The organism is Psychroflexus salinarum, assembly GCF_042677225.1.
Lineage (GTDB): Bacteria > Bacteroidota > Bacteroidia > Flavobacteriales > Flavobacteriaceae > Psychroflexus > Psychroflexus salinarum.
The window spans coordinates 580547-592793 of sequence record NZ_JBHTIV010000005.1 but is presented as its reverse complement, the minus strand read 5'-3'; the positions used below and the strand labels follow the sequence as shown (position 1 = coordinate 592793).

Here is a 12247-nt window from a genome sequence, read left to right as displayed (position 1 = left end):
ATTATTTTACTTCATCATCTGCGATTTCGAAACCTTCTGCTTCAAGACCTTCAATTTCTTTCTCTTCAGCGCCATGAGTTAAACGCTTCAGAGGTTTTAGCAATAGAATAACTAATATTCCAAAGGCAACTGTAAAAATCACAATGCCTGCAAATGTTTTAAACTCAAGATCGGTTTGAAATTGGTCTATAGCTATTCTTCCTTTATATTGTCCATCTTTATAATCAAATTTTAAATAAGTCAATAATTGATTTTCTCTTGAAACATCATATGGCTCTATTCTATTTAATAATTCAGATTTAGAGTTTTCTCCTTGATAAGTGAAAATAGAATTAATTTCCTCTCCAGTACTTACTTCTTCGAAAACAACTTCACCAGATGAGTTTTTGTAAAGCTGAGTTTCGATTGTAAAGGCTTTATTATCTTTGAAAACATCCTCAGCATCCTCATTGGCGACAAATCGTGAAAGCTCACTCTGGTCTGCACTGAGTCCTATTTCTATACGTTCAGCCTGAGAGGATTCACCTATAATACCAGCTACTTTATTACCTAAACCAGTAGCAGCAAAATACAGTCCCATCATTAAAGCTCCATAACGAAGTGGTGCCAATTTGGTGATAAATGATAGAGCTACAGGGGATGCAGAAAGCTCTCCTATAGTGTGGAGTAAATAAGCAAAAATAAGCCAGTAAATAGCAGATTCACCATTAGATTGATAGTCCATTGTTGCAAAAACCATGAACACAAAGCCTAATCCCATCACAATAACTCCTATAGCCATTTTAAAAATGGAAGATGCCTCTTTCCCACGACGTTTCATCCATGCCCAAAATCCAGCAACAGGAATACCAAATATGATGATATAGGTTGGGTTTAAAGATTGGAAAAATGCCGCTGGTACTGTGTAGTCAAAAACAGGCAAGAATCTGTCAGTTTTTTGTTGAGCATAAATATTCAATAATCCTCCAGCTTGTTCAAAGGCTCCCCAAAAGACAATAACAATTAAAAAGGAGAGCAATAAGACAATAAATCTATCTTTCTCCACCTTACCATTCAAATCTTCATAAACGGTCATCATAAATCCGACAACGACAGATAAAAAGATAAAAAAGACAATGTAGGCACTTACCTCTGTATCCATAAATTGAATTGGGATTACAAAAGATAAAGCTACAAGTAGAACAAGCACAGCAAGTGATTTCTTCGTAGAAAGCATTCTCTGAAAAATCTCTTTGATAGAAACAGATGCATCGTTAGCATTAATTAAGCTTGGTTTATTCCCTACATGAGATAAGTATTTCTGACCATAAATATAAACCAATTGGCCTAGGACCATTCCAATTGCAGCTAAGCCAAAACCATAGTGCCACCCATATTCTGAAGCAATATAACCTACTAAAATAGCTGCTACAGCTGCACCAACATTTATACCGATATAAAATATAGAAAACCCTTTATCTCTTCTTGAGTCTCCTTCCTTATAAAGGCCGCCGACCATAGTAGAGATGTTTGGTTTCAACATTCCAACTCCAAGTACGATAAGTAAAAGTCCACTAAAAAAGGCCCAATCTTGTTCAATGGACAATACTCCATGTCCAGCAACTAATAGCCAGCCCCCTATCATGACAGACTTTTTCTGTCCTAGAATCTTATCGGCTATAATTCCACCTGGAATAGACACTACATAAACAAGCATTGTGTACCATCCATAGGTTGCAAGAGCTTTTCCTTCTTCCCAGCCTAAACCGGGATTATCTGAACTAACTTTTGCAAGCATGTATAACGTAAGGATTGCACGCATTCCATAGTAAGAAAAGCGTTCCCATAATTCAGTAAAAAATAAAATATAAAGACCTGCAGGATGGCCAAATAATTCTTTTTGATAGGCTGGTTTTACTGTGGCTTCCATAAAGGTTATAGGTTTTCTTTTATAAATTTAGTCATCAATGTGTAGAGGTGAAGACGAGTGTTTCCTCCGTAGATTCCGTGATTTTTATCAGGATATATTCTCCAGTCAAATTGCTTATTGGCTTGTACTAACGCTTCAATGAGTTGCATCGTATTTTGAACATGCACATTATCATCAGCACTCCCATGAACTAAAAGATAATTGCCTTTATCAAATTTATCGACGTGACTTATAGGTGAATTATCATCATAACCAGAAGGGTTTTCCTGAGGTGTAGTCATATAGCGTTCTGTATAAACTGTATCATAGAATCTCCAACTTGTCACAGGAGCTACAGCAATAGCAGCTTTGAATACATCGTTGGCCTGGAACATTGCATTGGAAGCCATAAAACCTCCGTAACTCCACCCCCAAATGCCTATTCTATCGGCATCTATATAATCTCTTCCTCCGAATAATTTGGCTGCTGAAATTTGATCTTCAAGTTCGAATTTACCAAGTTCTTTTTGAGTCACTTTTTTAAAATCTCTGCCTTTGTAGCCAGTACCACGACCATCAACACATGCTACGATATAACCTTGTTGAGCTAACATTTGATACCAGTAATCATTAGTACCAAAAAAAGTATTTGAAACTGATTGAGAGCCAGGTCCCGAATATTGAAACATCAATAATGGATAAGAATTTTCAGGATTGTAATTTGGTGGTTTAATCATCCAAGTATTCAGCTCATTGCCATTTACATTAATGGTGGAAAGTTCTTTAGGTGATATATTATAATTATCAAGTTTGTTTAACAAAGCTGAATTATCTTTTATCTCCCTCACTAGTTCACCATTACTTGCTTTATGAAGCGTGTAAACTGCAGGAGTTTTTGTGTTTGTAAATGTATTTACGAAATAAGTGAAATCTGCACTAAAATCTGCTCTGTTAGTTCCTGTTTTACGCGTAAGTCTCAATTTGTTTTTGCCATTGGCCAAAACTGAAAAGACGTCACGATTTACACTTCCGTTTTCTGTACTTTGAAAATAAATCCTCCCGGATTTATCATCAAAACCATAGTAATTTGTAACTTCCCAAGCACCACTTGTAACTTGGTTGATCAAATTTCCGTTTTCAGCATAATGATAAATATGTTTCCATCCATCCTTTTCACTTGTCCAGATGAAGCTGTTGTTATTAAGGAAAGTTAAGTCATCTGTTACATCTACATAAGCATTATCCTTTTCAGTTAAAACTAATTTAGGCTCATTAGTTTCAGCATTTACAAGATAAAGCTTTAATTCATTTTGATATCTATTCAAAGTTTGAATACTAAAGAGATCCTCATCTTGAGTCCATTCCAATCGTGGTAAGTATTCGTAATTTCCTAGTTCAATTTTAGAATTTCTTCTGGAGTTTATATCAAATAAATGAAGGCTTACTTTAGCATTTTCTTCTCCAGCTTTAGGGTATTTAAAAACATCTTGCTTTGGATATAAGCTTTGACCATAATTACCGTATAAGTCCATTGAAAATTCCGGGACGTTACTTTCATCAAATTTCAAATAAGCTATTTTAGTTCCACTTGGATTCCATTCAAAAGCACGTACAAATGAAAATTCTTCCTCATAAACCCAGTCAGTAACACCATTGATGATTTTATTTTTCTCTCCATCTGTCGTTACCTTGACGATTGAATTTGTTTTTATGTCCTTAAAAAATATATTGTTGTTCTTTACATAACCCACTTTACTTCCTTCTGGAGAAAAAGTTGGTGATTGAATCATTTCTTCATCAATTTTTACCAATTCTTTACTCTCTAGATCATAAACATAGAATATACCCCGCGTTGAACGTCTGAAAATGGATTCCACATTGGTTCCGAGAATAACTTTGCTTTCATCATCACTCAATTGAAACGTTTGGAAAACGGATAGACCTGGAATAGCTTTACTGCTTAAAAGCGTTCCGGTTTTTTCGCCAGTCTTATAACTAAAGATTTCAACCTTCATATCTTGGCTAACTCTATCGTAATCTTGTACAATGTAAGATTTGCCATCTTTCAAAGATTGCAGGTTTTGCATTCTCTCTTGACTAAACTCGCCACTCCAGATGTCCTCTAATGTGATATCCTTGGTTTGAGCGTATACAGAAGCGATTGAACTGGTCAAAAAAACGACCAATAAATTTAAAATGAACTTTTGGCTTTTCATGGTATTTTATTTGGATGTCAATTTTACTAAAAAAACATCAAAAAACGCTTACTTTTTTTATTTAAACTCTAATCTAGGGGTATAATTTATAAGAGTTAGAAATTATAATCTACAAATAGGTTACTTTAAAAATAGTATAACTTCGTTAAAGTTTCTTATTAGTTATGAAGTGTATCTTTGTAAAACAAATTTTAAAGAATAATAATGTCTAAAATATCTGGCTTCTCAAAGTTGACTAAACTCGAAAAAATAGATTGGTTAACAGAACACTATTTATCTAATTATCCAAAGGCAAAAACCATCATAAAACAATATTGGAATACAGATGAGGCTCTACAAAAGCTTCATGATGAATTCACAGAAAACACAATTTCCAACTACTACTTACCTTTGGGGGTTGCTCCCAATTTTGATATAGACGGCAAGCTTTACGCTATTCCTATGGCGATAGAAGAAAGTTCTGTAATTGCTGCTGCCAGTAAAGCTTCAAAGTTTTGGTTAGACAAAGGTGGTTTCAAGACTGAAATTCTCGGAACAACTAAAGTGGGTCACGTTCACTTTAATTATAAAGGCAAGACCCAAGTTTTGAAAGATTTTTTTGAAAATGTCAAACCCCGATTGTATGCTGAAACAGCTTCCATCACCAAAAACATGGATAGACGTGGTGGTGGCATAAAAGACATTGAGCTAATTGATAAAACCGAATCTTTAGATAACTACTATCAACTCTACTGCACGTTTGAAACAGTAGATGCTATGGGTGCAAATTTTATTAATTCTTGCTTGGAACAATTTGGACAAACTCTTGAAACTGAAGCGAGAGCTTATCAAAGTTTTATTTCTGAAGAAGTTTTTCCAGAAGTCATTATGTGTATTTTATCCAATTATGTCCCAGAATGTTTGGTAAGAGCAGAAGTTTCATGCCCAGTTTCTCAACTTGGAGACACTGATAACGAGTCAGAACAGTTCGTTAGAAAGTTTTCTCAAGCTATCAAGATTGCACAAATAGAGCCCTACAGAGCCGTTACTCACAACAAAGGCATCATGAATGGTATTGATGCTGTTGTATTGGCCACTGGCAACGATTTTAGGGCAGTTGAAGCTGGCGTTCATGCATTTGCCGCTAGAGAAGGACACTACAGCAGCTTAACTCATGTGAAGGTTGAAAATGGAATATTCAAATTTTGGATTGAAGTTCCTCTAGCTTTAGGGACTATTGGCGGACTTACAAGTTTACATCCACTTGTAAAATTATCTCTTGCAATGCTTGACCATCCTTCTGCTATGGAGCTAATGAGAATCACTGCAGTTGCAGGGCTTGCTCAAAACTTTGCAGCCGTAAATTCTTTGGTAACAACCGGAATTCAAAAAGGTCATATGAAAATGCACCTGATGAATATTCTCAATCAATTTGACGCTAGCGAGAATGAAAGAACAGAAGCTGTCGAGTACTTTAAAACCAATACTGTAACACATTCAGAAGTAATAAATTTACTTGAAAAAATGCGGTCTTAAATGAAGTCTCAACGCTTTTATAGTCACGGCAAACTGTTGTTGACTGGAGAATATTTGGTTTTAGATGGTGCCCATGCTCTTGCAATTCCATGCAAGTTTGGTCAACATTTAGAAGTTATACCTTCTGAAGATAAAATGTCTACTTGGGTAAGTTATGACAACAAAAATCATGTTTGGTTAAATTTAAATTTTGATATTAAAAAACTTATAAATCAAGAAATCAAGGGAAAAGATGACATCGAAAAGCGACTTTTCCAAATCTTGATCGAAGCCTATCGAATTAATCCTGAAGTCTTTACTCAAAATTATAATTTCAAAACTCAACTTGAATTTCCTAAAAACTGGGGACTTGGAACATCTTCTACTCTTATTTCGAACGTAGCAAAATGGGCAGAAGTTAACCCGTACCAATTGTTAGCCAAGACCTTTGGCGGTAGCGGTTATGATATAGCTTGTGCAGAATCTAAATCTGCATTGGTATATTCTCTGGAGGACAAAAAGCCAAGCGTTAGGGAAACTAAAATACCAGAAGCTTTAAAACCTTTTATCTATTTTGTTCACTTGGAGGAAAAACAAAATAGCAGAGAAGCTATATCTAATTATAGAAATATAAAGCCAGTTGATCTCGGAGTTTTTATTTCAAAAATAAATAGTATTACTCAGGAATTCCAAAAGGTCAAGTCACTTAAAGATGCTCAGGAAATAATCCTTACACATGAAGAATATCTTTCTGAAATTCTCAAAATAGAACCAGTACAACTCAGATTATTTTCAGATTTTAATGGAGCCATTAAAAGTCTTGGAGCATGGGGAGGTGATTTTATAATGGCAATGTGCGAAACGAATCCGTCTTCTTATTTTAAAAATAAAGGTTACACTACTATACTTACTTACGAGGAAATGTCTTTATAACTAAAACGCCCTACAATAGATATTGTAAGGCGCTTTAAAAAATTATCTTTCCTTTAATTAATAAATCAAATGACGATTATCTTCGATTTCTTTACTATTTTTCAATGCCTCAATAATTGGGCTTGTTCTAGGATTTAGTAAAGAACGTGTTCTTTTTTCAGTTTCTTGTTTTGCAACAGATCTATAAGAAGGTAATGGCTCTGCTTTGTTTTTTTCAATAAGCTTAATTACATAAACGCCGCTATTTCCTTCCAATGGCTTAGATAATTCCCCTTCTTGCATAGCAAATGCTGCTCCAACAATTTTAGGCTCTCTTCCACCCCCAGGAATTATAGGATTACTCATGTTTATGGAAGTTGCTTTTTGTTGAGTCAAACCAAAAGCAGAAGCAACAGCAACCAAGTTATTATCTTCAATTTGAGAAATAATGTTCTCCGCTTGTTTACGTTTTCTTAAAACTGGAGTTACAACCGCAGAAGCTTCTTCCGGAGATCTTAAACCCTTTTTTGTGATTTTAGTAACTCGAGCGACAATGTAACCATCACCAGTATCAAAACTTTTTATATCTCCCACACTAGTTTCGTTCTCAAAAGCCCATTTCACAATAGATCTTTGTCTGCCAACTCCAGGTATTGTTTCATCAAGTTTATTAATTCCATTCACAGGCTTTACTTCTTTACCAATTTCCTCGGCTTGCTCAAGAAAATCATTGTCTTTTGCAGCAAGCTCAAATTTACTTGCAGAACGGTAAAGCTCATTTAATGTTTTTTCTGAGGGCTCAACAGTTTTAACTATGGTAGCAAGTTTCAAGACATTCTTTGGAGATGTTCTGTCTTCAACGTGCACAACGTGATAGCCGAAATCTGTTTCAACAACACCGTAACTATTTACCCTTGCTTCTTCAAAAACGTAATCGTTAAACTCTGGAACCAATGCCCCATAATTGATCCAGCCAAGATCTCCGCCATTCTGAGCACTTTGTCTGTCTGAAGAAAACTCAGTTGCAAGCTCTGAAAACTTATCGGAATTTCTTCTTACTACTGAAGTTATACTGTCAGCTAGACTTTTTGCTTCTTCTTTAGTCCTTGTAACCGAACCGTCTACACGTGTACCGTCATACGTAACTAAAATATGATTTGTTTTTACGGAATCAGGTTTTTGTGTACGCTCAAGAAGTTTTGTCACTTTATAACTTTGGTTCTCAAAATAAGGCCCGTAAACCTCATTTAAATCTAAGTCTAATATCTCTTCTGCGTTTTCTCCTTTTAGGTCATATTCAAATGTATAAACATCATTAAAAGGAACTTCAGAATTCATTGCTAAAAATTCTTCAATGTTTTCTGTAGTTCTGAAATCTTGATCGCCTTCTGTAACAAGTTTTTCAACTTCAGCTAAAACTAAAGTATTATCTTCTTCTGAAGGTTCTTCTTCAAAGGAAACATACTCTATATCTCTTTTAGCTTCTTGCTGAAAACGCTCCTTGTGTTCATTTATATAGTTTTGAATATCAGACTTCCTTACTTCAACTTTTTCTGCTTTAGTGAAAGGTACTTTTACAAATTCAAAAGTTAGGTTATCATTTTCTTGGTGATAAATTTGCTTTCCTTCTAAAAGCGTAGCTGTAATACCCGCTTTTACCATGTTGAAGTAAAGTTGAGATTTTGCATTTACTTCCATAGATTTTTCAAAGTTAACCCACTGCTGATATTGTTCTGGTGACGTAACTTTTAGCTCAGCGATAAACTGTTTGAGCTTAGCTTCATCAAAAAAACCTGCTTCATTGGAAAACCTAGGATCTCCAGCTAGTTGCTGCGCCATCACATCTGTGATTTGATCTGCACCAACCTCAAGTCCTAACTTTTCAAACTCTTGCTTAAGCAAGATGCTTCTTAGATTATTTTCCCAAGCCTGTTTAGCCGCTTGTAAAGTACTTACTCTCCCTTGGCTTTGTTGTACAATACCTTCAACTTGAGTCGCAAACTGCTCTCTACTTATTTCTTCATCACCAACTACTCCCACACTAGTAGAAGCTTTATCTGTAGAAAACCCTCCGTTTCTAAATAAGTCTGTAAGTACAAAAGCAAACAAGGCTAATGCAATGATGACTATAAGGAAAACCGTACGTTCTCTAATTTTACTAAGTATTGCCATTTTAAGATATTTTAAGAAATATAGGGGGCGAAAATAAGATAATTCGCCCATATAAAAAACCTAGTTGTTCAAAATATTTAATTCGTTTTAGTATGAGGTAAATGCCTTAAGAATATTGTTGAACAAGAAGTTACAAATTAATAATTTTGATTACTCGTCATCATAAACTTTAATTGACACCAATTCTATTTTTTTACTGGAAGCTTCTAATATTTCTATTTTGAAATGATCAATAATTACTTCCTCGCCAACATCTGGAATTTCTTCTGTGGTATTGACGATCATCCCTCCAAGAGTCTCATAATTTTCACTTTCTGGTAGATTAATGTCATATTTTTCATTGATATAATCCACATCAAGTCTGGCAGAAAATTTATAGGAATTCTCACTTATGTTTTCTTCCACCAAAATCACCGAATCATGCTCATCTTGAATTTCACCAAAGAGCTCTTCTACGATGTCTTCAACAGTCATCATCCCACTAGTTCCTCCATATTCATCTACAACAACTGCTATGCTTTTACCTTTTTTGATTAATATATTTAATATTTCCTTTACTAGCATTGTTTCTGGAACAAAGACCACCGGCATCAAAATGCTATGTATGTCTTTTGGTTGTCTGAACATTTCAAAAGAATGGATGTATCCAACTATATCATCATTGCTTTCTTTATAAACAAGCAATTTGGAAAGACCTGTTCTTGTAAATATTTCAGTAAGATTTTCTGTATCCTCAGAAATATCTATGGCAACAATCTCATTTCGAGGAATCATTACTTCACGAGCTTTAACTTCTGAAAATTGTAGGGCATTTTGAAATATTTGAATCTCTGAATCAACATCTTGTTTAGATTCTACGGCTTCCATTTGCTCATTAATGTAATCACCTAATTCAACTTTACTAAAGTTCAGTTGTACTTTATCGCCTTCAATTTTGAATATTTTTTTCAGGATAATGTCTGAAACCCAAATCACAAAACTTGATATAAAGCTAAAAAGATAGTAGAATATAAAAGCGGGGACGCTAAAAACCTTCAGAAGTACATTGGCGTATATCTGAAAAAATACCTTGGGAAGGAATTCCGCAGTAAAAAGTATAACTAAAGTAGAGATTAAAGTTTGGGTAAATAAACTAGCTTCAGTGATTAAATAGCTCAGAAATTCATTCTGAACAGGCTGCATACTTGTAAACCAGTTCATAATCAAATCTCCCATGAAAAACCCATAAACCACAAGAGCAATGTTATTCCCTACCAACATGGTAGCAATAAACTTAGAAGGCTTTTTCGTCAACGTCTTTAGAACGCTAGCAATGATATCAGTTTGATTTTTCTGAAGTTCTATATGAACTTTATTGGAAGACACAAAAGCAATTTCCATCCCAGAGAAAAAAGCTGAAAGAAGTAAACATATAATAATAATGAGGACTTCTGTACTCATCACTTCTTATTTTTATTTTCAATTTTTTTTCTAAAACGTCTTTTAAAGAAAAACATAAAAGAAGCTAAAACTGAAAAAAACAGGTAGAGGTAAGCTCTGCTTTCGCTTTCAGCCCAAATTCTAATGGCTTCAATTATAAAAAATATAGCAAAGGCTATGTAAGCGAATTCAAAGTATTTAAAAAATTTCATCAGTCTTGTAAGTATTGGATTCCTGTATTAGATCTAGAATTGAAGGTATTAAATTTCTGGTCAGAATCAAAGCCTTCCCCTTGATTTCTGGCACCGTTTGGTAATTGTAAGCTATAACTATAGTCTGTGAATAACCACTCCTGCTGTTGATCCCAGTATAATTGTGGACCCTTAAGAATTGTACTGTCAGAGGTCACAATTTTTACGTTTTTTCTAAGGTCTATAAGTCCTGTTTCCAAATACTGAATTGCATAATCTGAAAAAACTGTGTTTTTACTTGAATCTTGCTCAAAAAAATCTAACTCAATACCTTGTGGAAACTCCCTAAAAGGAAACTTCCTGTTGGAATAATCTAGCATTTCTGGACTTCTTAAATTAACTCTTACAGCTCCACTATCTGTATAAAAAAGATTGAGGTCATAAACTTTGGACTGAGGTTCTAAAAAATCTTTTTCCATTTCCTTTACATCCTTAAGGTTTCCCTCACAAGCAAAAAGCATTGCTGTAAGTAAACATACAGCAATGCTTTTATAAATTAATGTATTTTTAAATATCATTTTAGAGATTTGGTACCACTACGCTTTCTCCAATCCAACAACTTGAAAATGTAATTTTTCTACCAGCAGCATCTTCTTGAAAGATATCAGACTTTTGAGGTGCTCTAGCTTTATAGCTCTCTGCAGTTGCAGTTGCATTAGAACTTAAAGAAGGGTCAACACGGCCAGCTCTACTTGCATAATCTGCAGCTAACCAGTAAACAGCTCTTTTTTCAAACACATTAGTACCACAGTCGTTAGCACTTTTTGCATACATATCTGCTATTTTTAAGTAAGCAACACCCATAGAAGGCTTATTATTTAAAGCTTTTCTGTAGTAGTTTCTAGCTTGAGAGTAACTACCTCTGTCTTTATAATTATTGGCAATTCTATAGTAGATTCTTGACTTTTTTATCTTGTTCGTTTCAAGCTCTGCTGCTTCATTGAAGTAGTTTAGGGCCTTACCTCTATTTCCTTCAGCTTCTGCTAATTGCCCTAGTGAATAAGCTGAATTTGCGGAAGGGTCTTTTTTATGTAAAGCTTCAGAAACTTTAAAGAATAATGGATCTTCAGTACAGTCTTTTGCAGACAATCTCTCGTTTGCATTTCTTAACCAATTTACATCATCCTTTTTCTCCTCAAAATCCTTTTTATATAAAGGTATAAGGTTATCACAGTCAGCTTTAGAACCTAGTAAAGAATTTACACTACCTTTTATCTTCGTATAATTTCTCAAATAAATCTCAGAATTCTTAAGTATTCTAGATTCTCTTGGAGTTAGCTCTTGTTGAGCCTCCTGCTTTTCGATAAGAGGTTTAGCTTCAGCTGCCTTATCATTTTCTTGATTTTCTATAAGTTCAATAACTTCATCATACTTATCAAATAAGAATTGTATGTCTCTTTCCCCTGCATCATTAAGGTCATTTGCAATTCTGAAATAAGCATAAATTGCTACTGGAGAAGAAAAGTTATCCTTATCTGCTTCAACAACCTTTTCAAATGATCTGAGCCTATCTTCTAAAGTTCCGACCTCATATTTATATTTGATCATCGCAACATCCGCCAACATATCTCCTTCCTTGGTTTCATTTGGAAACTTTTCCAAACGCATCATTTGGTTGTCTATATATTCTTGGATTAATTCCATTTTCCTTTCATCAGTCTCTGCATCATCTATCATTCCTTCAAGCATTTGCGCACCACGCTGATAGATTAATTTATTGAAATCTGAACAGTTTTCCAGCAGTTGCTTATACTTAGGATAAGCATCGCTAAAGTTATTTACTTTGGCACTTTCGTTAAATAAACTAAGTGTCACTGTACAATCTTGAGCACTTGCCACGTTAAAAGCGAAGAATACTCCTAAAAGTGTAAAAGCGATTTTAAACTTCATAATTT

At 34.5% G+C, this 12247-nt stretch carries 9 protein-coding genes; 2 read left to right on the top strand and 7 right to left on the bottom strand.

From position 1 onward, the window contains the following. Position 1: 1 nt before the first annotated feature. Complete coding sequence (locus ACFQ0R_RS04860; RefSeq protein WP_379657252.1) at positions 2–1909, bottom strand: peptide MFS transporter; 1908 nt, start codon at positions 1907–1909, stop codon at positions 2–4. 5 nt (positions 1910–1914) lie between these two features. Then, positions 1915–4104, bottom strand: a complete 2190-nt coding sequence (locus ACFQ0R_RS04855) for a S9 family peptidase (protein ID WP_379657251.1) — start codon at positions 4102–4104, stop codon at positions 1915–1917. A 204-nt stretch (positions 4105–4308) separates the two neighbouring features. Here ACFQ0R_RS04855 and ACFQ0R_RS04850 point away from each other — a divergent pair, with 204 nt between their 5' ends. Further along, the gene (locus tag ACFQ0R_RS04850; RefSeq protein ID WP_379657250.1) at positions 4309–5619 is read left to right on the top strand and encodes a hydroxymethylglutaryl-CoA reductase, degradative; all 1311 of its coding nucleotides are present in this window, start codon (positions 4309–4311) and stop codon (positions 5617–5619) included. Continuing rightward, positions 5620–6531 (top strand): GYDIA family GHMP kinase, encoded by a 912-nt coding sequence (locus ACFQ0R_RS04845; RefSeq protein WP_379657249.1) that lies wholly within the window; start codon positions 5620–5622, stop codon positions 6529–6531. A gap of 57 nt (positions 6532–6588) precedes the next feature. Here ACFQ0R_RS04845 and ACFQ0R_RS04840 read toward each other — a convergent pair whose 3' ends face one another. The 5 genes from ACFQ0R_RS04840 to ACFQ0R_RS04820 all read right to left on the bottom strand — a co-directional run bounded on the left by ACFQ0R_RS04840 (position 6589) and on the right by ACFQ0R_RS04820 (position 12242). Next, positions 6589–8682 (bottom strand): peptidylprolyl isomerase, encoded by a 2094-nt coding sequence (locus ACFQ0R_RS04840; RefSeq protein ID WP_379657248.1) that lies wholly within the window; start codon positions 8680–8682, stop codon positions 6589–6591. Positions 8683–8832: 150 nt separating this feature from the next. Next, positions 8833–10122, bottom strand: a complete 1290-nt coding sequence (locus tag ACFQ0R_RS04835) for a hemolysin family protein (RefSeq protein WP_379657247.1) — start codon at positions 10120–10122, stop codon at positions 8833–8835. Beyond that, complete coding sequence (locus tag ACFQ0R_RS04830) at positions 10122–10313, bottom strand: hypothetical protein (protein ID WP_379657246.1); 192 nt, start codon at positions 10311–10313, stop codon at positions 10122–10124. Before ACFQ0R_RS04830 ends, ACFQ0R_RS04835 begins: the two co-directional genes overlap by 1 nt. Beyond that, a complete protein-coding gene (gene lptC, locus ACFQ0R_RS04825) occupies positions 10313–10870 on the bottom strand; it encodes an LPS export ABC transporter periplasmic protein LptC (RefSeq protein WP_379657245.1) in 558 nt (185 codons plus the stop codon). Before lptC ends, ACFQ0R_RS04830 begins: the two co-directional genes overlap by 1 nt. 1 nt (position 10871) lies before the next feature. Next, entirely contained in the window at positions 10872–12242 is a 1371-nt protein-coding gene (locus tag ACFQ0R_RS04820; protein ID WP_379657244.1) for a hypothetical protein, read from the bottom strand. Between the last annotated feature and the right edge of the window lie 5 nt (positions 12243–12247).

Bases quoted from the DNA above. Each gene is read 5' to 3' on its own strand.
- ACFQ0R_RS04845 (WP_379657249.1), top strand. From the start codon at position 5,620: ATGAAGTCTCAACGCTTTTATAGTCACGGCAAACTGTTGTTGACTGGA.
- lptC (WP_379657245.1), bottom strand. From the start codon at position 10,870: ATGATATTTAAAAATACATTAATTTATAAAAGCATTGCTGTATGTTTA.
- ACFQ0R_RS04850 (WP_379657250.1), top strand. From the start codon at position 4,309: ATGTCTAAAATATCTGGCTTCTCAAAGTTGACTAAACTCGAAAAAATA.
- ACFQ0R_RS04860 (WP_379657252.1), bottom strand. From the start codon at position 1,909: ATGGAAGCCACAGTAAAACCAGCCTATCAAAAAGAATTATTTGGCCAT.
- ACFQ0R_RS04835 (WP_379657247.1), bottom strand. From the start codon at position 10,122: ATGAGTACAGAAGTCCTCATTATTATTATATGTTTACTTCTTTCAGCT.
- ACFQ0R_RS04840 (WP_379657248.1), bottom strand. From the start codon at position 8,682: ATGGCAATACTTAGTAAAATTAGAGAACGTACGGTTTTCCTTATAGTC.
- ACFQ0R_RS04855 (WP_379657251.1), bottom strand. From the start codon at position 4,104: ATGAAAAGCCAAAAGTTCATTTTAAATTTATTGGTCGTTTTTTTGACC.
- ACFQ0R_RS04830 (WP_379657246.1), bottom strand. From the start codon at position 10,313: ATGAAATTTTTTAAATACTTTGAATTCGCTTACATAGCCTTTGCTATA.
- ACFQ0R_RS04820 (WP_379657244.1), bottom strand. From the start codon at position 12,242: ATGAAGTTTAAAATCGCTTTTACACTTTTAGGAGTATTCTTCGCTTTT.